This window comes from Corallococcus exercitus, from assembly GCF_042231735.1.
GTDB classification, from domain to species: Bacteria; Myxococcota; Myxococcia; order Myxococcales; family Myxococcaceae; genus Corallococcus; species Corallococcus exercitus_B.
Window position 1 is genome coordinate 3,769,677 of sequence record NZ_CP102577.1, and the last position, 22,316, is coordinate 3,791,992.

The window sequence follows — 22,316 nt, forward strand, 5'->3', positions numbered from 1 at the left end:
ACCCGCTGGGTCACGGCGCGATGGGGAGGGTGCTCACGCCCTCGAACTCCGCCGTGCCGCCGCGCACGATGCCGTTCTTCTGGCACCAGCCGCCCGGCACCTCCAGCACGTACTGGCTGGGGATGCCCACCGTGCGGTTCGTCAGCGTGCGCGGCTCCGCGTTCTCGATGATGCCCACGACGCGGCCCTCGGACGTGATGAACAGCATGTCCAGGGGGATGAGCGTGTTGCGCATCCAGAAGCCGCGCACCTCCTCCTCCGGGAAGAGGAAGAGCATGCCCTGCCCCGCCGGCAGCGACTTGCGCCACATGAGCCCGCGCGTGCGCGCCTCTGCCGTGGCGGCCACCTCCACCTCCACGCGGTGCACTCCTCCGTAGGCATCCTTCAGCCGCACGTGCGCGCGCGGCAGGGTCGGCATCACGTAGTCCTCCGCCGCCACGTCCCTCGACTTCGGACGCGCCGGAGCGGGCGCGGCGGGCTTCGGAGGCGCGGCGGGCGCTTCCTGACACGCGCCGCCCGCGAAGGCCAGCGCCGCCAGAACGAAGGCGAGTCGCATCTTCATGGGTGCTGGGGGTGCAGGGGCTTGTTGAGCAGCTTCTCGGTCAGCTCGGAGCCCAGGCTGTCGGACATGAGCCGCTCCACCAGCGTCTCGAAGTCCACGCGCTGCGACTCGCTGCTGTAGATGAAGCGGATGCCCATGCCGGGCTCCTCCGCGTCGGCCTTGGACCAGACGACCTCGCCCAGGAGTTCGAAGGGTGCCTCGCGGTGCGGCACCGTCAGCTTGAAGAGGAAGCGCGTGCCGATGGGCAACGGCTTCTTCGTCTTGATGAACGTGCCGCCCTTGCTGATGTTCTTCGTGTAGTCAGCGAAGAACGAATTGAGCTTCTTGTAGTCGACCTTCAGCTCGATGGGCGCACGACCGTGGGTGCGCAGTTCGGATCCGCTCTTCTGTTCGGACATGCGGCCGGGGAGTATAGGGGACGCCATGCGGCAAGTCCTCCCCCGTGCCCGCGCTCTGTTGAGCCGTCCGGCCGTCCTGGCCACCGTGCTGCTGCTCGGCGGTGGGGGGTCGGCGCTCGTCCTCCTCCCGCTCTTCGGGGTCCCAGGCTTCGAGCTGGGCCTGGCCCTGTCCATCGCCGTCGGCCTGCTCGGGGGAGGGACGGGCATCGCCGCCGCCGCCCAGGAGCGCCGCATCCTCACCGGCGCCGGGTCCCGGCCCGCCACGGCGGAAGCCTCCGCCCTGCCCGGAACCGCCGTGGGCCGCGCCCTGGGCGCCAGCGTCGTCCTGAACCTGGGGGTGCTGGTTCCCCCCTTCCTGTGCGCCCTGCTCTTCGCCCGCCTTCGCACCGCGTGCGACCCCTTTGAACTGGCCGGCTTCTACCCCCTGCTCACCGTGCCCTCCGCCCTGCTGGCCTCCGCGGCGGGCGTGTTCCTGGGCTTCGCGACGGCCCGGCCCCGGAGCGCGGCCGGCCTGTACGCCCTGGTCCTCCTCGCCTCACTGGCGGTGACGGTGTGGCCCATCGTCTTCGGGCCCCAGGTGTTCGCCTTCAACGTCTTCCTGGGCCACCTGCCCGGCCCGCTCTACGACGAGGCCCTCCAGCTGACGGCCGCGCTCGGCTGGTTCCGCCTGGAGACGCTCCTGTGGGTGGGCGTCTTCGCGGGGCTCGCCCTGGCGCTCCTGGACGTGCGCACCGGGCGGCTGGCGCTCAAGGGGGCCCGCGTCGGCGGCGTGATGGGACTGGTCCTCCCCTGCGCCCTGGGCATCACCTACCTGGAGGCCCGCGCCCCCCAGCTGGGCCTGCGGATGAGCGACGCGTACCTCGCGGAGCAGCTGGGCGGCGTGCGGGAGACGGCGCACTTCGTCCTGCACTACCCGCGCGGCAAGGCCCGCGAGGACGTGGACCGCATGGCCCGCGACCTGGAGTTCCGCTACGCCCAGACGTCGCGCTTCCTGGGCGTGGCCCCCACGGAGCGCGTGCGCGTGTGGCTCTACCGCTCGGAGGGCGAGAAGCAGAAGCTGGTGGGCGCCGGCCGCACCCAGTTCGCCAAGCCCTGGCGCACCGAGCTGCACATCCAGGACAAGCCCTTCCCCCACTCCACGCTGCACCACGAGCTGGCGCACGTCATGGCGGCCCCGGCGGGCTCGGGCTTCTTCCGCGTCACCACCCGGCTGGGCGTCTGGCCGTTGATGGGCGTGATTGAAGGGCTCGCGGTGGCCGCGGACGACCCCGTGCAGGGGGAGCTCACCCTGCACCAGTGGGCCGCGGGCATGCGCCGGCAGGGGCTGGCCCCGGACATGCGCAACCTCATGGGGCCCAAGGGCTTCTACCAGTCCGCCCCGGCGCGCGCGTACACCGTGGCGGGCTCGTTCCTGCGCTACCTGGCGGACACGTATGGCGCGGACCGGCTGCGCGCCGTCTACGCGCACGCGGACTTCAACGAGGCCTATGGCCGGCCGCTGGACGAGCTCGTCACCGAGTGGGAGCGCACCCTGGACGCGCTGCCCCTGGACGCGTCCACGCTCGCGCGCGCCTTCGCCCGCTTCCGCACCGGCAGCCTCTTCTCCCGCGCCTGCGCCCGCGAGGTGGCCCGCCTGTCGGAGTCCGCCCGCGACGCGCTCGCGAGCGACCCGCAGGACGCGCTCGAGCGCTACCAGCGCGCCGCCGCGCTCCAGCCGGAGGAGCCGTCCTTCCAGCTGGGACAGGCCGTGGCCCTGGACGCCCTGGAGCGCGGGCCGGACGCGGCGAAGGTGCTGGCCTCGCTCGCCGAGCAGGTGAAGGACCGGCCCACGCTCGCCGCGGAGGTGGCAGTGGCCCGCGCCGACGTGGCGCTCCACCTGGAGGACGTGGAGGGCTCGCGCGCCTTCCTCCAGGCCGCGCTCGCGCTGGACGCCGCGCCGGAGGTGACGCGCACCGCCCAGGTGAAGCTGGCCGCGCTGGAGACGCCGTCGCGCCGCGCGCCCATCGAGGCGTACTTCCGCGCGCCGCAGGAGGAGCTGCGCCTGCTGCTCCTGGACCGGGCCCTCATCCTCTCGCCGCAGGACCCGTGGCTGCGCTACCTGCTGGGCCGGCGCCTGCACCAGGTGGGGGCCCCGGCGCTCGCGGGAGACCAGCTCCAGCGCGCCCTGGCGGCGGACCCCGCGCTCCCGGAGGCCATCCGCCGGGAGGCCACGCGGCTGAAGGTCGAGGCCGCCTACCTGGCGGGCGACTGCGGCGCCGTGCGGCATGAAGTGGGGGCGCTGCCGGATTACGGGGCCGCCTTCCGTGCGGCGGCCTCCGAGTGGCAGGAGCGATGTGACTTCGAGCAGACGACCTTTCGCGGGCCCCTGGTGCCGCGTCAGGCTTTCCGCTAGACGCGGGCCCCTGCTGGAACGACTCACGCATTGACGGAAAGGTGGATGGGGCATGCACTTCGAGAAGACGCAGTACATCCAGGGGACGGTGGACGAGGTGGAGCGCGCGCTCCTCGACGAGCGCTACTTCCCGTTCCTCCTCCAGCACCACGGCGTGCTGCTGGAGCTGCAGCCCCTGGAGGTGCGCAACGACGGTGACCGCGTCCACCGCAAGGTGCGCTACCGCCCCAAGCCCGTCATCTCCTCGGTGGGCCCCAAGAAGGTGTCCCCGGAGTGGTTCGCCTTCATCGAGACGTCCACCTACGACAAGCGCACCAAGCAGCTCACGTTCACCAACACGCCCACGTCCCACACCATCTCCAAGATGCTGGTGAACACGGGCGTGCTGAAGCTGCGCGACCTGGGCAATGGCCAGACGGAGCGCAAGATGGACGGCGAGCTGGCGCTCAAGGTCCCCTTCCTGCTCAAGCCCGTGGCGATGATCGCCGAGCCGCTCATCAAGACCGAGGGCCTGAAGATCCTCGACGGCGAGCTGCCCGTGCTCAACCGCTTCATCGCTGAAGTCATCCGCGCCAAATAGTCAAAGCGCACGCCAGGCGGCGGGGCCTGGGAATGGGTTGACACAAATGCGGTTGAACCCATAAGGCCCCGCCATGCACAACCGCTTCCTCGCCCTCTGCGCCGTCTTCCTCCTGGCCGCGTGCGCCCCGAAGCGCATCCCCGGCACGGAGCTGGAAGACACCGACGACACCCGTGCCATCCTCGCCGTGATGGAGAAGTACCGCGCCGCCCTGGAGGCCCGCGACGCGAAGGCCATCCAGGCGCTGGTGTCCCCGAAGTTCCGCGACGACGGCGGCACCGAGGACACCGCGGACGACCTCACCGCCGAAAACCTGGGGCCCCACCTCCAGGCCCTCTTCCAGAAGCTGCAGAACCCCAAGGTGGACTTCAACATCCGCCGCGTGGAGATCCGCGAAGAGGACAACGTCGCGCTCGCCATCTACTACTGGAACGCGTCCTGGCGCATGCCCGGCCTCAACGCCCGGCCCCAGCAGGACTCGGAGCTGGAGCAGATGGTGTTCCAGAAGGTCGACGACGCGTGGAAGATCGTCTCCGGCATCTAGCCGTCAGAAGTCCAGGAGCGTCCGCAGCCCCAGCGGGCCCATGTCGTTGAGGGCCCGCGCCCGGGCCAGGTAGGTGCGGAAGTCCTTGGGCGCGAGCTTGTCCGCGCCCAGCGGGGACAGGTGGTAGTCGCGGATGCGGCTGGTGGCGAAGCGCACCGCGCCGTAGAGGGCGTGGCTGTACAGCGCCCGCTTCTCCACGTCCGCCAGCGGCCGGACGTCCTGGTAGCCGCGCAGGAGCGCCTGGCACAGCTCCGGCTGGTACGTCCCCTCGAAGCACCACGCGTTGAGGGTGATGGCCACGTCCAGCGTGTACGCCTCCACGCAGGCCATCTCGAAGTCGAAGAAGGCGCCCACGCGGCCGGCCAGCCACTTCACGTTGTCCAGGAAGAGGTCCGCGTGGATGACGCCCAGCGGCTCCAGCCCCTGGCGCTCGGCTTGCGCGCGGGTGAGGAAGCCCTCCAGCTCCGCCGCCACCGACACGAGCTCCGGCTCCGGCCGCTGGGCCAGCCTGGTGAGCCAGCCCTTCACCACGCCCGGGCCGTAGGGGTTCGCGCGCGTCCCCCTGAAGGACTGCGTCACCTGGTGCAGCTTGCCCAGCTCCGCGCCCAGCCGCTCCAGCACGTCCGGCGTGAGGCGGTCGCGGGTGAGCTCCTCCCCGGAGAGCCACTTGAAGACGCTGATCCGTCCGCCGTGCAGCTCCAGGAACGGCGCGGGCCCCGGCGGCACGAGCAGCACGGGCGCGGGGAAGCGCGCGCGGGACAGGTGCTCCAGCAGGGCCGCCTCGAAGCGCAGGTCGTCCGACGAGCGCACCGTCGTGTGGCGCACGAAGACGCGGCCCGCGTCCGTCTCCAGCCGGTGGTTGGTGTTGATGGAGCCCTGCGGGATGGGCGTGATGGAGCGCACCGCCCCCAGGCCGTAGACGTCCGCCACGTGGGTGAAGGCCTCGGGCGGAAGTGTCGTGTACACGGCCATGGCGTGCCTCCGGGGCGTGCCGCCCCCGCGTGCGTGCTGCCCCCACCCGTTGACACCCCGGGGGGCCGGACCTATCTGTCCATGCCCGTCCTACTTCGCATAACTGTCTGAAAATCTTCAATCTTTGCGCGTGAGGCCACCCCCATGGAAACGCCGGGCCACGGTGACTGGAAGCGTCGCGAGGGGCTGGGCAGCGCCCTGGCCCAGGTGGGCGTCGTCGCCGTGCTGCTCGCGGCCGCCGTGGCGTGGTTCGTCCACCGCGGACAGGTGCGCCAGGAGGTGGACGCCCACCTGCGCACGGCGCGCTCCGCGTTCCTGAGGGGCAACCCCAGCGACCTGGCCATGGCGCAGCAGAACCTGGAGGCCCTCTTCGCGCTCGCGCCGGACTCGCGCGACGCGCGGGCGCTGGCCGCGGAGCTCCAGGCGGAGCTGTGGCTCACCCACCACCAGCCCGGCGCGGACGCGAAGGCGCGCGAACAGCTGGAGCGCGCGGAGGCGCTGGGCTCGCGCTCCGGTGAGCGCTACGGCGCGCGGGCCCTGCTGCTGCTGGGCGCGGGCCAGACGGCGGAGGCGCAGAAGCTGCTGGAGGAGCTGAAGGCCCAGGGCGCCAACAGCCCCAAGCTGACGCTGGCGCAGGCGCGGCTGCTGCAGAAGCAGGGGCACCTCTCGGAGGCCCGCCAGGCCTTCGCCCGCGCGGCGGAAGGGGCGTGGAAGGATCCGCGCTTCTCCACGGCCTACGGAGAAGCGCTGCTCGACGAGGGCCTGTTCCCCCAGGCCGTGGAGGCCTTCTCGCGCGCCACCACCGCGAACCCGGACCACCTGCTGTCGAAGGTGACGTCCGCGCTGGCGCAGCTGTACGCGGGGCGTCCCCCGGACGGCGCGCAGGCGACGCTGGACGAGGTGCGCTCGCGCGCGAAGGACCTGACGCCCGCCCTCCAGGCCCGCCTGGAGGTGGCGCAGGCGGAGGTCGCGCTGGCGAAGGGCGCCCCCGACCAGGCCCTCACGCACGTGGACGCGGCGCTCAAGGCCTGGCCGGAGGAGCACTACGCCCTCTTCACCCGGGGCCGTGCGCTCGCGGTGAAGCGCGCCCCGGAGGCCCGTCAGGCCTTCGAGGCGGCGGCGGCGAAGCGGCCCACCGCGCCCCTGCTGACGCTGGAGGGCGCGCGGCTGCTCCAGGCCCAGGGTGACGGCGAGGGCGCGCTCGCCATGCTGGACGCCTACGAGAAGACCTTCCGCGAGGTGAAGGCGCGGACGGCGGACGGCAAGGAAGTGCCCGCGCTGGACCGGGATGACCGGTACTGGCTCGCGCGCGGCGGCGTGATGGAGGCGGCAGGCCGGCAGGACGACGCGCTCGCGGCCTACGACAAGGCGCTGTCGGCGCGCGGCGTGGGGCTGGCCCGGGCGCAGTACGCCAAGGGCTCGCTGCTGCTCGCGCGCAAGGACTTCGAGGGCGCGAAGTCGCTGCTCACCGCCGTGGCCCCGGACACCGGCGCGGGCAGCATGCCGGAGGCGTACGCGGCGCTGGGCGAGCTGCTCTTCGCCCAGGGCGAGTTCGCCGCAGGCTGCCAGCAGCACTACTTCTCCCTCGTGCGCGCCCGCGCGCAGGGCACGCCGGTGGAGCAGCTGGCCACGCGCGCCAACGACATCAAGAAGCGCCTGGAGACCAGCGGCCAGCCCGCCATGGCCAAGGCCTGGCTCAACGAGGCCGGGCCGCTCTTCCAGCAGCAGTAGCCGGCTAGAGCAGCTCCGAGGGATCCAACCGGCGCTGCTTCGCCTTCACCACGCGCCACTCGCCATCGGGCTCCTTCTCGAAGGTGCCCTCGATGGAATAGGCGTTGAGGACGCTCTCCTTCGCCAGGTCCTCCAGCTTGTCCGCCTGCGAGCGGCCGAAGATGAAGCGCGCCTGGAAGTCGCCCTGCGTGGGGGACACCTCGTGCACGTCGATGTCGGTGGTGAAGATGCGGACCCACTGGCCGCGCAGCACCTGCGCGGCCAGGATGCGGTGCACGTCCTGCTTGCTCCAGCCCTCCGTCGTCTTGAAGCGCTCGGACACGCCCTCCATCACCTCGCCGACGTCCTTGTCCTCCGCCGAGCGCGTCATCGCGATGATGCGCCGGGTGACTGCGTCCTTCACCCCCGGCTCCTCACGCGGCCAGAAGAACAGCACCAGCGCCGCGGCGACCACCGCCGCCATGCCGCTCACCACCCGGGCTCGAGTCAGCACCATCTCAGGCGGCCCCGGTCTCCGGCTCCAGCATCATGTCGTCCGCGTCGATGATCTCCAGCGGACGCAGTGCTTCGCCAATCTGCTTCAGGCGCCGGTCGGACAGCTGCTCCAGGTACGTGCGGATGTTGGGGTAGGTCTTCACCAGCTCCTGGAAGGCCTCGCGCTTGAGCCACCCCGCCGCCGTCTTGCGCGTCACGGACACCGTGGCCGTGGCCCTGAGGCCCGTGAGGAGTGAAATCTCTCCCGCCACGTCGCCCTCGCGCAGCACGCCCAGCGTCACCACGCCGCCCGCCGGGTCCTCCTTCTGCACCGTCAGCTCACCGGCCAGCACCAGGAAGAGGCCCTGGGAGTGCTCGCCCTCCACCAGGACGTTCTCGCCCGTCTGCAGCGCGCGGAAGGTGAAGCGCTGGAAGAACGCGCCCCGCTCCGACTCCGGCAGCTGCTGGAACAGCGGCGAGTTCGCCATCAGGTTGCGCATCATGCGCTGCTGCGCGAAGTCCGCCAGCAGCTGCGGCACCGCCGGGTGGCTCTTGGCCACCGCGTTGAGGTGCTCGCGGCGGATTTCAAAGACCTCCGAATCCGACACCGCCGTCACCGTCGCGGTGGGCGGCGCGCCCGTGAGCAGCGCCAGCTCCCCGAAGATGGAGCCGCCGCCCAGGAAGCCCAGGGTGCGGTCCTCGCCGTCCGTCCTGCGCGTCACCTCCGCCTTGCCGGCGACGAGCACGTGCAGGTGGTCGTCCGGCTCGCCCTCGCGGCTGATGACCTCCTCCGGCTTGATGGTGCGCCACACCATGCGCCCCACCAGGTCCAGGAACGCGTCCCGGTCCAGGTCCGCGAACAGCGGCAGGGGCGGACGGCTCTGCGGATCCGCGGTGCCGCCGGTGTCCGGCGCGGCCAGCACTTCAATGGCGCGGTTGGACAGCTCCTCGCCGACGAGGCCCATCAGGTCCGTGTCCACCTTGCCGTCGTACAGGTGCTCCGGCGGCAGGGGCGGCGGCACGGCGGCGCGGCCCGGGGCGCTGCGCGCGGCGCGCGAGTGCACGCGGAAGAGCGTCTCCTTCAGGCGCCGCTCGTTCGGCGACAGCTCCAGGGCCAGCTTGCACGCGGCCATGGCGGAGAGGAGGTAGTCGCGGCGCAAGAGCCCCTCCGCGCACGCGTGGTACGCGGTGACGGCGCGCTCTCGCTCGCCCAGCTCCGCCAGGCACCGGGACGCCAGCATGCGCGAGCGGTGGTCCGCGGGCACGCGGCGAACGGCCTCCGCGAAGACGGCGAGGGCGCGCTCGAACTGGCGCTCCTCGAACAGGTCCATGCCCAGCTCACGCAACGACGACTCGTTCATCCGGTGTCTCCAGACCGCTCACGACGAAAGGTGTGACAGGAATCCATGAGGAGGCCGCCCGCTCCAGCCCACGAGCGGCGGCCCCCGGCTTCACGCTGCGCGCTACGAACCGTCGGCCTTCTGCAGGTCGCTCAGCGCCATCTCCGCCCTGCGCTTCACGTCCGCGCCGTCCGCGGACGCCTCGATGACGATCTTGAACTGCTCCTTCGCCATCGCGGGGTCGCGGTCGCGCGCGATGTAGGCCGACAGGTACAGCTCCTCCACCTTCTTCTGCAGCTCGTCCAGGCCGTCGCGGGCGCGCGAGTCACCCGGGTTGAGGCGCAGCGCCTCGCGGAAGCTGCGGCCCGCCAGCGGGTACTCCTTGCGCTTGAAGGCCGCCGTCCCCGCCGCCACCGACGCGGACGCCAGCTCGTTGTCCAGCGTGTCGCCCAGCGAGCCGTTGAAGCCGATCTGCCGGTACACCTCCGCCGCGCGGCGCAGCGGCTTCACGGACGCCTCCAGCGCGTTGTTCTCGTACTTCTTCTGGCCCTCCTCGAAGGCGGAGCGGAACTGGGGGATGAGCTTCTTCAGGTTGCGCGCGCGGGCCTGGATGTCCGCCTCCGAGCGGTACTTGTCCATCACCCGGTCCACCTCCAGCGTCGCGCGCTGGAAGTCCCCGCCGTTGAAGCGGCGCTCCACGTCCTGGAAGGCCTCCGCCACGAACTCCGCGCGGCGCTGCTTGGCGTTCTCCGCCGCCACCGCCTGCCGGATGCCGGCCTGCCGCGCGGCCTGCGCCGCCTCCTTCGCGAGCAGCGCCTCCAGGTCCGCGAGCTTCTGCTCGTAGATGGCGCGCGTGCTCTGCGGCAGCTCCGCGATGAGCGTGCGCGCGTCGTCCGGCCGGCGCTCCGTCAGCGCCGCCTCCACGAGGCTGAGCGTGTACGCCTGCTCCCGGGACTCCAGCTCCTCCTCCAGCTTCTTGCGCTCCTCGTCCGTGCGCGCGGTGCCCTGCGGCGTGGCGGTCAGCTTCGCGCGCGCGTCCGGGTACTTGTTCTCCGCCATCAGCGCGCGGACCGCCTGGAACGAGTCCACGATGTCCTGCAGCTGCTGCGCCGCCTTGGCCACGCCGTCCACGTCGATGCCCACGCGCAGCTTCTCCGCCTCCTGGGCGAAGCGCACCGCGTCCGGGTACTCGCCGTCGCGCACCTTGTCGCGCGCGCGCTGCATCAGCTCCTGGGCGCGCTGCTGGTTCGGGTCCACCACCGGCTTGGGCGGCGGCTTGTTCCCGCCGGACATCGCCAGGCCCGCGATGAGCATCAGCAGCACCAGGCCGCCCACGGCCGCGCCCACCTTCATCTTGAAGGTCGGACGGAAGCCCTCGCGCGCCGGCGAGCGCACCGGGCGCGGGCGGGGCACGCCCGTCTTGCGCGCCTTCTCGTCGCGCATGAGGTCCGCGAGCTTGTAGTTCGCGTTGGTCTTCTCATCCAGGCGCGGGTCCTTCTTCTCCTCCTTCTTTTCCTCCTTCTGCTCCTCCGCCTCGCCGGACTCGGCCTTGGCGCGCATCTCCTTGATGAGCTCGCCCTCGTCCACGAAGCGCAGGCGCGTCTTGCCCACGGAGATCTCATCCCCGTGCTTGAGGATGCACTCGTCGATCTTCTGGTCGTTCACCTGGGTGCCGGAGATGCCGCCCAGGTCGCGCATCACCACGCCGCTCTCGCCGTAGACGAGCTCCAGGTGGCGCCGGGACACCGTCTGGTCCTTCAGGGCGAAGTCGCAGTCGTTGCTGCGCCCCACCACCATGCGCACGCCCTTGAAGCGCTTCTTGCGTCCCTTGTCGACGCCGTCCAGCACCAGCATCATCACCGGCGGGCCGGCGCGCGTCGTCTCGGAGTTGTCCTCCTCCTCGGCGGGCTCCTCTTCCGGACGCACGCTGTCGATGGAGGCCACCCGCGTCTCGCCGGTGCGCGAGCGCACGGGCTCCGCGTCGCCGTACAGCTCCGGGTCTCCTCCGTCCTGGCTGTCCTCGCCCGACTCGGGCGCGGACCAGTCTTCATCCGGCACGGCGGACACGCGGCGTGAGCCGCCCCCCGCGGGAGCTTTGGGTCGGCGATCCGCCGTCGCGCCCCCGGCCGAACGGCCGGTACCTGAACGCGATGACGGTGATGGACGGCGAGGAGGCATGGGTGGGTCCAGGTTGAAGCGGCCAGCATCTTAGAGCGCTCACCGCACGGTGGGAATGCGCTCCCACCGTTCCTTTCAGGGAAGACGGGCCCATTCCGGTTCGTTGGCCCGCACGCCATCCCGTCTCCGATGTAGGTTTCCTCCATTCCCGCTTCCTCCAGCGCCACGAGCCCTCCCATGCCCCGAGTCCTCGCCTCCTCCCGGCGCGCCCGTCCCGCCCAGCTCGCCCCCCCGGCGGCACGGCAGGCGGCCGCCTCCCCGCTCCTGCCCCCGGGTCTGTTGGAACGTCTGCTGGCGGAAGCCATGGGCCGGGGCGCGGACTTCGCGGAGGTGTACGTGGAGCGCACGTCCACCACCGCCGTGGTGCTGGAGGAGGAGCGCATCCGCAGCGCGCAGGTGGGCCTGGTGCAGGGCGTGGGCGTGCGGGTCATCGCCGGGGCCAAGGTGGGCTACGCCTACTCCGACGACTGGGAGGACGCCGCGCTCGTCCGCGCCGCGCGCACCGCGGCGATGATTGCCCAGGGCGGCGGCTCCGAGCGGGCCTACCCCGTCAAGCGCGTGCCGGTGCCCAGCCACTACCGCGTGGCCCAGCCGCTGGAGGACGTGGCGGTGGCGAGGAAGACGGCGCTGCTCACCCGCGCCAACACCGCCGCCCGCGCCTTCGACTCGCGCATCCAGCAGGTGAACGCGTCCTACGTGGATCAGACGCGGCGCATTGCCGTGGCCAACACCACCGGCCGCTTCAGCGAGGACACGCAGGACCAGTCCCGCATGAGCGTGCACGTGGTGGCGCTGGGGAAGAACGGAGAGCGGAGGACCGGCATGTACGGCAGCGGCGGCCGGGTGTCCTTCAGCTACTGGGACGGCGTGACGCCGGAGTCCGTGGCGGAGGAGGCCGCGCGCCAGGCCATCGCCACCCTGGGCGCGGTGGACTGCGTGGCGGGGCCGCAGACGGTGGTGCTGGCGCCGGGCTGGAGCGGCATCCTCCTGCACGAGGCGGTGGGCCACGGGCTGGAGGCGGACTTCATCCGCAAGGGCACGTCGCTGTTCGCGGGCAAGCTGGGGGAGAAGGTGGCCTCCGACCTGGTGACGGTCATCGACGACGGCACGGTGTCCAGCGCGCGCGGCTCCATCAACATCGACGACGAGGGCGTGCCCGGTGAGCGCAAGGTCCTCATCGAGAACGGCGTCCTCAAGGGCTACCTCTATGATCAGCTCAACGCGAAGCTGATGAACCAGCGCTCCACGGGCTCTGGCCGGCGGGAGTCCTTCAAGAGCCTGCCCCTGCCGCGCATGACGAACACCTTCCTGGCGCCCGGGGACCACGCGCCGGAGGACATCCTCAAGGAGGTGAAGCGCGGGCTGTACTGCGCCACCTTCGGCGGCGGCCAGGTGGACATCAGCAACGGCAACTTCGTCTTCGAGGTCAGCGAGGCCTACCAGATTGAAGACGGGAAGCTGGGCCGCCCGGTGAAGAACGCCATCCTGATTGGCGTGGGGCCGGAGGCGCTGAAGAACATCAGCCGCGTGGGCTGCGACCCGATGCCGGACCCCGGCATGGGCGTCTGCGTGAAGGACGGGCAGATGATGCCCGTGGGGGTGGGCCTGCCCACCGTGCGCATCGACAACGTCACCGTGGGCGGAACGAAGGTCGGCTGAGGACACCCGTGAACTACGAACAGCTCGCGAAGAAGATCGTCCAGCGCGCCGTGAAGAAGGGCGCGAAGCAGGCGGAGGCGTACCTGGAGGTGGGCCGCCAGAGCAGCGTGCGCGTCCGCGAAGGGCAGATTGAAGACCTCACGGAGGCCACCAGCAAGGGCGTGGGCGTGCGGGTCATCGTGAAGGACCGGCTGGGCTTCGCGTACACGTCCGACTTCACGACCTCCGGCCTGGAGCGCGTGGTGGACCTGGCCGTGCAGCTGGCGGAGGCCGCCGCGCCCAACAAGCTCAACGGCCTGCCCGGCGCGAAGGACCTGGGCAAGCGCGGGGACACCGGCATCCTCTTCGACCCGAAGGTCGCGAACCTGCCCGGAGACTGGAAGATCAACGCGGCGCTGGAGGCGGAGCGCGCGGGCCGGGCGCAGGACTCGCGCGTGGCCACGTTCGACTCCGTGTCCGCGGGCGACTTCGTGTCGGAGGTCTACCTCGCGTCCAGCGAGGGCGCGTCCGGCGGCTACTCCGGCACGTACGTGTACCTCGTGGCGGTGCCGGTGGCCGCGCAGGACGGGCAGCTCCAGACGGGCTACTGGCTGGACTACAAGCGCTTCCTGGACGACCTGGAGTCGCCCGAGTCCATCGGCCGCGAGGCCACGAAGCGCGCCGTGCGCATGCTGGGCGCGAAGCCGGTGAAGACGCAGCAGGTGCCGGTGGTGTTCGACCCGCTGGTGGCCGCGAGCTTCGTGGGCAACCTGTCCCAGGCCGCGGACGGCAACGCCGTCTACCAGCGGTCCAGCGTGCTCGCGCCCCACGTGGGCAAGCGGCTCGCGGGCAAGCACGTCTCGCTGGTGGATGACGGCCTGCTCCCCCGGGGCTTGGCCACCGCGCCCTTCGACGGAGAAGGCGTGCCCACCCGCCGCACGCCCATCCTCGATGAAGGCGTGCTGTCCGGCTTCCTCTACGACGCGTTCACCGCGCGCAAGGCGAAGGCGCGCACGACGGGCAACGCGTCGCGCGGCTACAGCGCGCTGCCGCACATCGGCACCACCAACCTCTACCTGGAGAAGGGCACGAAGACGCCGGAGGAGCTCATCCGCGAGGTGCCCCAGGGCCTCTACGTCACCGCCCTCCTGGGCCACGGCGCGGATCCGGTGTCCGGGGACATGTCCTGCGGGGCCAACGGCCTTTGGATTGAAAACGGTGAGCTGACGCACCCGGTGCAGGAAGTCACCGTCGCCGGCCACCTCCTCCAGATGCTGAAGGACCTGGACGCGGTGGGCAGCGACCTCCAGTTCCGCGGCGGCAGCGTGGGCGCGCCCACTGTCCGCTTCCGACAGCTCACCGTATCGGGCGCGTAGCACGCCCCACCCGGTCGCCTACGCTGGCGGGCCTCCTTCCTCACGGTACGAGGTCCGCCCGCATGGCCGCGAAGTCCGCCCGCAAGTCCGCCCCCGCGAAGTCGAAGTCGGCCACGCCGCGCAAGCCGCGCCGCAAGAAGGCCGAACCGAAGTCGCGGGGCCTGGGGCCCCACGAGGTGGCGAGCGAGGCCGTGGCCTTCCCCGACGCCCTCCTCCAGGCGGTGCGCGAGGACGGCGGCGAGGTGCTCTCCGTCTACCGCGACCCGCTGGGCGGCCACCCCGTCGTCTTCGCCGTGCTCCCCATCGACAAGGTGGAGCCCACGCCCTACCAGCGCGACCTGTCCGAGCCCCACGTCAAGCGGCTCGCCACCGCGATGGAGCGGTTGGATCGCTTCCTGGACCCCGTCATCGCCGTGCGCGTGGAGGGGCGCTACTGGACGCCCAACGGCAACCACCGCCTCAACGCCAGCAAGCTGCTGGGCGCGAAGTCCATCGTCGCGCTGCTGCTGCCGGACGAGGACGTGGCCTATCAAATCCTCGCCCTCAACACGGAGAAGGCCCACAACCTGAAGGAGCGCTCGCTGGAGGTCATCCGCATGGCGCGCGGACTCGTGGGCGCGAACCGCCCGGGCAAGGAGTCCGCCTTCGCCCACCTCTTCGAGGAGCCATCCTTCCTCACCCTGGGCGCCGCCTACGAGAAGCGCCCCCGCTTCTCCGCGGGCGCCTACCACCCCTTCGTCAAGGTGGTGGACGGCTTCCAGGACGTGCCGCTCCCGGAGGCCATCGCCGTGCGCGACGCCCAGGCGGAGCGGCTGCTGGAGCTGGACGACGCCGTGGTGGCCATCGTCGCCGCCCTCAAGGAGCGCGGCCTCCAGAGCCCCTACCTCAAGAACTTCGTCGTCGCCCGGCTCAACTTCCTGCGCTTCCGCAAGGACGGCCCGCCTCCCACCTTCGACTCCACCGTGAGCCGCATGCTGGCCAGCGCCCGGCGCTTCAACGTGGACAAGGTGCGCCGCGAGGACATTGGCCGCATGGGCGGCGGCCCCATGGAACCGGACGAGGAGCAGGCCTGAGAGGCGCGGGCCTGAAGGGAATGGGGATTGCAGGGCGGTGTTGAGAGAGGCCCCGTACTCCCATGACATCTCCCACGGTCCTGGTCGTCGACGACGACCGCGCCAACCTTGATTCCGTCGCCCGCATCTTCCAGCGGGAAGGCTTCGCCACGCTGTCCGCCGCGCAGGGCACGGAGGCGCTGGAGCTGCTCCGGCGCCCCGAGGTCAGCGTCATGGTCACCGACCTGATGATGCCTGGCATGGACGGCCAGGAACTGCTCAAGGCCAGCCGCGCCATCCGCCCGGACGTGGAGGTGGTGCTGATGACCGCCTACGGCACGGTGGAGACGGCCGTGGCGGCCATGAAGGACGGCGCCTACGACTTCATCACCAAGCCCCTCAAGCGCCACGCCCTGGTGAAGGCCGTGCAGAAGGCGCTGGAGAAGCAGGCGCTCGTCCAGGAGAACACCTCCCTCAAGGCGAAGCTCGCGGAGATCAACCCCGCCGGCGGCCGCGCCATGGTGGGCCAGTCCCCCGCCTTCCGCGCCATGCTGGACACCATCCGCCAGGCGGCGCCCTCCACCGCGACGGTGCTGCTGCTGGGCGAATCCGGCACCGGCAAGGAGCTGGCCGCCCGCGCGCTGCATGAGCACTCCGCCCGGGCGAAGCAGGCCTTCGTCGCCGTCAACTGCGGCGCCATCCCGGAGAGCATCCTGGAGGCGGAGCTCTTCGGCGTGGAGCGCGGCGCGTACACCGGCGCCGTCACCCGGCGCGAGGGCCGCTTCGAGCGCGCCCACGGCGGCACCCTCTTCCTGGACGAGGTGGGCGAGATGCCCCTCTCCGCGCAGGTGAAGCTGCTGCGCGTGCTCCAGGAGGGAGAGCTGGAGCGGCTGGGCGGCACGCAGACGGTGAAGGTGGACGTGCGGCTCGTCGCCGCCACCAACAAGGACCTGCAGAAGGAGGTCGCCGAAGGGCGCTTCCGCGAGGACCTCTACTACCGCCTGCACGTCGTGGAGATCCGCGTGCCCGCGCTCGCCTCGCGCCGCGAGGACATCCCGCTGCTGGCGGAGGCCTTCCTGCGCCGCTTCTCCGCGAAGAACGGCAAGGTGCTGCGCGGCTTCTCCCCGGACGCGCTGAACGTGCTGGAGAACTACGCGTGGCCCGGCAACGTGCGCGAGCTGGAGCACGCCGTGGAGCGCGCCGTGGTGCTGGCCCGCACGGACGTGCTGGAGGCCAGCGACCTGCCGGAGTCCGTGCGCAAGGGCCCGCTGGGCTCCGCCGGCCAGCTCGTCATCCCCATCGGGACGCCCATGGAGGAGATTGAACGGCGCGTCATCCACGAGACCCTGCGCCACACGCGGGGGGACAAGACGCTCGCCGCCCGCCTGCTGGGCATCGCCGCGCGCACCATCTACCGCAAGCTCGAGCGCGAGCAGGGCGGCCCCGACGCGCCCGCGGTCCCCCCCTCCCCCCCCACCAGCGCGGACTGACAGGCCGTCACACCGGCCCCCGCCTGCTTTTGACAATTTGTCCCGACGTCCTGTCCCGGCCGCCCACCTGGCCGGGGCCCCGTCCTATTCCGAAATAATTTCAAGGACTTGGCCGTAAGTCGTGGGTTTGACGCCCGCCCAGCGATGGCACCTGCCTTGCTCAAGGTCCCATCTGGGGCTGGCTTTCTCCCGGAAGCGTGATGGAACTCTTCTTTCGCAAGTACTTCTGGAGCGTGAACCTGTTGTTCATCCTGCTCGTCGCCCTCCTGGCGGCGCGCACGGTGAACCTGTTCGTCGAATCCTCCATCTCCCCCGCGCCCGCGTCCGAGGCTCCCGCCCGCGTCGCGCAGCGCACCCACGCCGCGGACAGCGGCCTTGCCACCATCGACGCGGAGCGCCTGTCGCGCCTCACCGGCGTGAAGCTGCCGGAGCCGGAGGTCGCGGTGAAGGAGCCCACGGCGCCGGAGTTCGACGCCAACGCCCCGCCGGCCAAGAGCGGCCTGCGCGTGAAGCTCCTGGGCACGCTCGTCGCGGCCAACCCGGACTGGTCCTTCGCGTCCATCCAGGACATGACCACGCAGCGCTCGCAGACGTACATGATCGGCAACAACCTGATGGGCGCCACGATCATGGAGATCGAACGCGAGCGCGTCATCATCAACAACAACGGCCGCCGCGAGTTCATCGACGGGCAGCCCGGTGACGGCGCCGTCGCCGCCTACACCCCTCCCCCCGCGGCCACGCCCGCCGCCACCCCGACCAACAGCCTGGGCAACGGCATCAAGTCCACGGGGGAGAACGAGTACGAAGTCCCCAAGGCCGAGATCGACAAGACGTTGAGCAACCTCAACGACGTGGCGATGCAGGCGCGCATCGTGCCCGCCTTCAAGGACGGCCAGGCGGTGGGCTTCAAGCTGTTCTCCATCCGCCCGGACAGCATCTATTCGAAGATCGGCGTCCAGAACGGTGACGTCATCCGCCGCATCAACGGCTTCGACATGAACAGCCCCGAGAAGGCGCTGGAGATCTACTCGAAGCTGAAGGACTCCAGCCGCATCGAGATCGAGATCGAGCGCAACGGCGCGCCGATCCGCAAATCCTACAACGTCCGTTAAACACCCCCGTCAAAGCGCCCGCTCCTCCATGAAGACGACGCTCCCGTCCTGGCTGCTCTGTCTGTGCCTCGCGCTCTCCGGCTCCGCGTGGGCCCAGCGCCGTCCCACCCAGCCCGGTACCCCTGCCCCCGCTCCCGCGGCCCAGGGTGAACGCGACCGGACCATCACCCCGCAGGGCGGAAGCAACGCCGCGCCCGCGGAGAACCAGGGCCCCCGCCAGGTGCCCTCGTGCGAGCAGGCCCGGCGCAACGCGCGCTACGGCATCTACTTCGACAAGGTGGACATCGAGAAGCTCGTCCAGACCGTGTCGGACGCCACCTGCCGCACCTTCATCCTCCCGGAGAACGTGCGCGGGAAGATCTCCATCATCGGTCCGGAGAACGGCCGCGTGGAGGTGGACGCGGACCAGTTCTACTCCGCGTTCCTCGCCGCGCTCGACGCGAACGGCCTGGCCGTCTACCCGTACGGCCGGTTCCTGAAGATCGTCGACAAGCGCTCGGCGAAGCAGAACCCCATCCCGACCATCGTGGACGAGGACACCCCGTACACGACGAACGAGCAGATGGTCACCAAGCTGTTCAAGATCAAGTACGTGGAGGTGGAGCCGCTGCGCGGCGTCCTCCAGCAGCTCGTGTCCAAGGACGGCGACACCATCCCGTACCCGCCGGACACCATCATCATCAACGACGTGGGCTCCAACATCCACCGCCTGGAGCGCCTCATCAACCAGCTGGACAGCCGCTCCTCCAGCGACGAGATGCGCATCATCCAGGTGCAGTACGCCACCGCGCAGGACGTGGCCAACACCATCCAGAAGCTCTTTGAGGCCAAGGCCGGCGCGGGCGGCCGCCCGGGCCAGCGCCCCGGCAACTTCACGCAAGGCCAGCCGGGCCAGCCTCCTCCCGGCGCGGAGGGCGTGGCCGGCGGCACCGAGGCCGGCGGCGCCGTCACGCTGTCGCAGATCATCCCGGACGAGCGCACCAACAAGCTCATCATCGTGGCCAGCCCCGCCGCCTTCGGCCGCATCCAGGACCTGGTGCGCGAGGTGGACATCCCGTCCGGCAGCGGCAACAAGATCAACGTCTACCCGCTGGAGAACGCCAACTCCGAGGAGCTGGCCAGCACGCTCCAGTCGCTCGCGCAGGGCACCGCCAACCGCCCCCAGCGCGGCCCCGTCCCGCAGCAGCCGCAGGGCCTGCCGCGCGCCGCCCAGGCCGCGGAGCTGTTCAGCGGCGAGGTGAAGATCTCCGCCGACAAGGGCACCAACTCGCTGGTCATCGTCGCCAGCCAGGGCGACTACAAGAACATCGTCCAGATCATCCAGCAGCTGGATCAGCCGCGCCGCCAGGTGTTCGTGGAGGCGGTCATCATGGAGGTGAACCTGGACCGCAACAGCGAGTTCGGCATCAACTTCCACCAGGGCTTCAGCCTCAAGACGGATGACGGCGCCATCCCCGGCATCCTGGGCACCAACTACTCCGGCGGCACCATCCCGCCGTCCTTCTCCCTGGCGAACCTGGCCAGCATGGGCGGCTTCCTCGCCGGCATCCAGGGCCCCGTCCTGCCGGAGCTCAAGGCGCTGGGCATCGACATCCCGGCCTTCGGCGTGGTGCTCAACGCCATGCAGCAGTCCTCGGACGTGAACGTGCTGTCCACGCCGCACCTGCTCACCAGCGACAACGAGGAGGCCGAAATCACGGTGGGCCAGAACGTGCCCTTCCAGTCCGGCTTCACCCCGTCCGCGCTGGGCAGCTCGCTCGGCGGCACCGGCACGGGCACCACCGGCGGCATCAACCCGTCGCTCCTGGGCTCGCTGGGCGGCCTGGGGTCGCTGTACGCGCCCATCACCCGCCAGAACGTGGAGCTGAAGCTCACCGTCAAGCCGCAGATCAACGAGAGCGACTACATCCGCCTCGTCATCACCGAGCAGACGGAGGAGATCGCCTCCTCGGACCCCGTCCTGGGCCCCACCACGTCCAAGCGCAGCGCCAAGACGACGGTCATCGCCAAGGACATGGAGACGGTGGTGATTGGCGGCATCATGCAGGACCGCACGCTGGAGTCCGTCTCCAAGGTGCCGGTGCTGGGTGACATCCCGCTCTTGGGCCACCTGTTCCGCGACACCACGCGCCGCAAGACGAAGACGAACCTGCTGCTGTTCCTCACGCCCTACATCATCCGCGGCCAGGAGGACTTCCGTCGCATCTTCGAGCGCAAGATGAAGGAGCGGCAGCAGTTCGTGGAGCAGTTCTACGGCCAGGTCCCCGGCTACGACGTCGCGGTGGACTTCAGCCGCAAGCCCGGCCCCCTGTCGCGCATGAACCAGGCCGTCATCAAGGAAGAGCAGCGGGTGGAGAACGGCGGCAGTGGCACGTCCAATGAGCGCGTCATCCGCCCCGGGGCCCCGGCCACCGGCGGCGCGGCGCCCGCCTCCCCGTCTCCCGCCCGGCCGGGCGGGGAAGCGCCGCCCGAGCAGGAAGGTGCCGCGCCCTCCCCCGAGGGCGAGCAGGCGCCGCGAAATTTCGAGGCGCCCCCCGAGGGTTCGGAGAGATCAGTCCCCGCGCCACAGCCGGAGGTGATCGCGCCCACGCCGGACGCGGACGCCGAGCGGCTGCGCATCCAGCCGGGAGACGGAGAGTAAGGACCATGGACCTGACCGCCGACACCACGACCCCTCAAGACACCGCCGCGACGCCCGCCGTGTCCGGCGGACGCAACGACGCCACCCAGGTCGTCGCCCACGGACAGGCCTACCTCTGTGGCCGGCCGCTCGGGGAGATCCTCCGCGCGCTCGTGCCCGCCCTCACCCCGGAGAAGATCCAGGAGGCGCTCGCCGCCCAGCAGGAGAAGGGCGGGCGGCTGGGCGAGATCCTGGTGGGCATGAAGGCGATCAGCGAGGAGGACGTCGCGCGCGCCCTGGGCCACCAGCTGGACCTGCCCTACCTCCAGCGCATCTTCGTGGAGGAGGTGGACGCGGAGCTGGTCAAGCGCATCCCCATCAACTTCGCCCGCCAGACGCAGCTGCTCCCGCTCTCCATGGAGGGTGACGAGGTGGTGCTCGCGGTGGCGGATCCGCTGGACACCACCGCCCTGGACCACGCGCGCCTGCTGCTGGGCCAGGCCATCCAGCCCCGCATCGCGCTCGCCTCCACCATCGTGGACGCCATCAACAGCGTGTACGACCGCTCCGTCAACGAGGCCGAAGCGCTCGTGGACGAGATGGAGACCACGGAGGACCTGGACTCGCTGGCGCACGAGCTGGAGGAGCCCAAGGACCTGCTGGACGCGGACGACGAGGCCCCGGTCATCCGGCTGGTGAACTCCGTGCTCTTCCGCGCCGCCAAGGAGCGCGCGAGCGACATCCACATCGAGCCCATGGAGCGCGAGCTCCTGGTGCGCTTCCGCATCGACGGCGTGCTCCAGGAGGTCATCAAGCCGCCCAAGCGCTACCAGAACTCCATCATCGCCCGCGTGAAGGTGATGGGGCAGCTCAACATCGCGGAGAAGCGCCTGCCGCAGGACGGCCGCATCCGCATCAAGCTCGCGGGCCGCGACATCGACATCCGTCTGTCCACCACGCCCACGTCCTTCGGCGAGCGCATCGTCATGCGTCTGCTCGACAAGACGGCGACGCTGCTGGACCTGGCGGAGATCGGCATGAGCCCGCAGGTGCTGGGCAACATGGAGTCCGTCATCCGGCGCTCGCACGGCATCGTGCTGGTGACGGGCCCCACGGGCTCCGGCAAGACGACGACGCTCTACGGCGCGCTCTCCAAGATCAACACCCCGGACCTCAACATCCTCACCGTCGAGGACCCGGTCGAGTACCAGCTCAAGGGCATCGGCCAGATGGCCATTGCCCCGAAGATCGGCCTGACGTTCGCGCAAGGGTTGCGCTCCTTCCTCCGCCAGGACCCCGACGTCATCATGGTCGGTGAGATCCGCGACAAGGAGACGGCGGAGATCGCCATCCAGGCGTCCCTCACGGGCCACCTGGTGCTCTCCACGGTGCACACCAACGACGCCGCGGGCGCCGTGACGCGACTGGTGGACATGGGCGTGCAGCCCTTCCTCGTGGCGTCGTCGCTCACCGGCATCCTCGCCCAGCGCCTCGTGCGCCGGGTGTGCCCGGACTGCCGGCAGCAGTACACGCCCACGGACGCGGAGCTGAAGGAGCTGGGCTACACGGTCGCCAGCTTCAAGGCGAAGTTCAACACGGACCGCATCTACCGCGCGGTGGGCTGCCCGTCCTGCAACCGCAACGGCTACCGCGGCCGCTCCGGCATCTACGAGTTCCTCTTCGTGGACGACGACGTGCGCCAGCTGGTGCTCAAGAACGTGGACGCGTCCACCATCAAGAAGTCCGCCCTGTCCAAGGGCATGACGACGCTGCTCGACGACGGCGTGCGGAAGATCGCCATGGGCGAGACGACCATCGCTGAAGTGCTGAGCATCACGCAGGAGGACATCTAGG

At 70.7% G+C, this 22,316-nt stretch carries 17 protein-coding genes; 11 read left to right on the forward strand and 6 right to left on the reverse strand.

Annotated elements, in window-relative coordinates; genetic code table 11:
* Positions 1-10: 10 nt before the first annotated feature.
* Positions 11-562 carry a DUF192 domain-containing protein gene (locus tag NR792_RS14545; protein ID WP_375760636.1) on the reverse strand — a complete coding sequence of 184 codons (552 nt, stop codon included), beginning with the start codon at positions 560-562 and terminating at the stop codon, positions 11-13.
* Positions 559-960: a TIGR02266 family protein gene (locus tag NR792_RS14550; RefSeq protein WP_043321926.1), complete on the reverse strand. Its 402-nt coding sequence runs from the start codon at positions 958-960 to the stop codon at positions 559-561. The genes NR792_RS14545 and NR792_RS14550 overlap by 4 nt, the downstream gene beginning before the upstream one ends.
* 25 nt (positions 961-985) lie before the next feature.
* Between NR792_RS14550 and NR792_RS14555 the strand changes: the two genes are divergently transcribed.
* The 3 genes from NR792_RS14555 (at position 986) to NR792_RS14565 (ending at position 4,476) form a co-directional block, all read left to right on the forward strand.
* Complete coding sequence (locus NR792_RS14555) at positions 986-3,352, forward strand: hypothetical protein (RefSeq protein WP_375760637.1); 2,367 nt, start codon at positions 986-988, stop codon at positions 3,350-3,352.
* Positions 3,353-3,404: 52 nt separating this feature from the next.
* The gene (locus NR792_RS14560; protein ID WP_375760638.1) at positions 3,405-3,932 is read left to right on the forward strand and encodes a hypothetical protein; all 528 of its coding nucleotides are present in this window, start codon (positions 3,405-3,407) and stop codon (positions 3,930-3,932) included.
* Positions 3,933-4,005: 73 nt separating this feature from the next.
* Positions 4,006-4,476 (forward strand): nuclear transport factor 2 family protein, encoded by a 471-nt coding sequence (locus tag NR792_RS14565; RefSeq protein WP_375760639.1) that lies wholly within the window; start codon positions 4,006-4,008, stop codon positions 4,474-4,476.
* Positions 4,477-4,479: 3 nt separating this feature from the next.
* Here the strand turns inward: NR792_RS14565 and NR792_RS14570 are convergent, their stop codons facing one another.
* Positions 4,480-5,448 (reverse strand): homoserine kinase, encoded by a 969-nt coding sequence (locus tag NR792_RS14570; RefSeq protein WP_375760640.1) that lies wholly within the window; start codon positions 5,446-5,448, stop codon positions 4,480-4,482.
* Between the two features lie 144 nt (positions 5,449-5,592).
* On the opposite strand from NR792_RS14570, the gene NR792_RS14575 reads away from it, so the two are divergent.
* The gene (locus tag NR792_RS14575; RefSeq protein ID WP_375760641.1) at positions 5,593-7,179 is read left to right on the forward strand and encodes a tetratricopeptide repeat protein; all 1,587 of its coding nucleotides are present in this window, start codon (positions 5,593-5,595) and stop codon (positions 7,177-7,179) included.
* Between the two features lie 4 nt (positions 7,180-7,183).
* Here the strand turns inward: NR792_RS14575 and NR792_RS14580 are convergent, their stop codons facing one another.
* The 3 genes from NR792_RS14580 to NR792_RS14590 all read right to left on the reverse strand — a co-directional run bounded on the left by NR792_RS14580 (position 7,184) and on the right by NR792_RS14590 (position 11,060).
* Entirely contained in the window at positions 7,184-7,675 is a 492-nt protein-coding gene (locus tag NR792_RS14580) for a hypothetical protein (protein ID WP_375760642.1), read from the reverse strand.
* Between the two features lies 1 nt (position 7,676).
* Positions 7,677-9,014 carry a cyclic nucleotide-binding domain-containing protein gene (locus tag NR792_RS14585; RefSeq protein WP_375760643.1) on the reverse strand — a complete coding sequence of 446 codons (1,338 nt, stop codon included), beginning with the start codon at positions 9,012-9,014 and terminating at the stop codon, positions 7,677-7,679.
* 102 nt (positions 9,015-9,116) lie between these two features.
* Positions 9,117-11,060, reverse strand: coding sequence for an FHA domain-containing protein (locus NR792_RS14590; RefSeq protein ID WP_375760644.1), 1,944 nt, complete (start codon positions 11,058-11,060; stop codon positions 9,117-9,119).
* A gap of 288 nt (positions 11,061-11,348) precedes the next feature.
* Here NR792_RS14590 and NR792_RS14595 point away from each other — a divergent pair, with 288 nt between their 5' ends.
* From NR792_RS14595 to gspE, 7 genes are all read left to right on the forward strand, one after another.
* Positions 11,349-12,830: a TldD/PmbA family protein gene (locus NR792_RS14595; RefSeq protein WP_375760645.1), complete on the forward strand. Its 1,482-nt coding sequence runs from the start codon at positions 11,349-11,351 to the stop codon at positions 12,828-12,830.
* 8 nt (positions 12,831-12,838) lie between these two features.
* Positions 12,839-14,185 (forward strand): TldD/PmbA family protein, encoded by a 1,347-nt coding sequence (locus NR792_RS14600; protein WP_375760646.1) that lies wholly within the window; start codon positions 12,839-12,841, stop codon positions 14,183-14,185.
* A 62-nt stretch (positions 14,186-14,247) separates the two neighbouring features.
* Positions 14,248-15,258 carry a ParB/RepB/Spo0J family partition protein gene (locus NR792_RS14605; RefSeq protein WP_375760647.1) on the forward strand — a complete coding sequence of 337 codons (1,011 nt, stop codon included), beginning with the start codon at positions 14,248-14,250 and terminating at the stop codon, positions 15,256-15,258.
* A 62-nt stretch (positions 15,259-15,320) separates the two neighbouring features.
* Positions 15,321-16,727 (forward strand): sigma-54-dependent transcriptional regulator, encoded by a 1,407-nt coding sequence (locus tag NR792_RS14610; protein ID WP_375760648.1) that lies wholly within the window; start codon positions 15,321-15,323, stop codon positions 16,725-16,727.
* 200 nt (positions 16,728-16,927) lie between these two features.
* Complete coding sequence (gene gspC / locus NR792_RS14615) at positions 16,928-17,842, forward strand: type II secretion system protein GspC (protein ID WP_375760649.1); 915 nt, start codon at positions 16,928-16,930, stop codon at positions 17,840-17,842.
* 28 nt (positions 17,843-17,870) lie between these two features.
* Complete coding sequence (gene gspD, locus NR792_RS14620; RefSeq protein WP_375760650.1) at positions 17,871-20,483, forward strand: type II secretion system secretin GspD; 2,613 nt, start codon at positions 17,871-17,873, stop codon at positions 20,481-20,483.
* Positions 20,484-20,488: 5 nt separating this feature from the next.
* Positions 20,489-22,315, forward strand: coding sequence for a type II secretion system ATPase GspE (gspE, locus tag NR792_RS14625; protein WP_375760651.1), 1,827 nt, complete (start codon positions 20,489-20,491; stop codon positions 22,313-22,315).
* Position 22,316 lies beyond the last annotated feature (1 nt).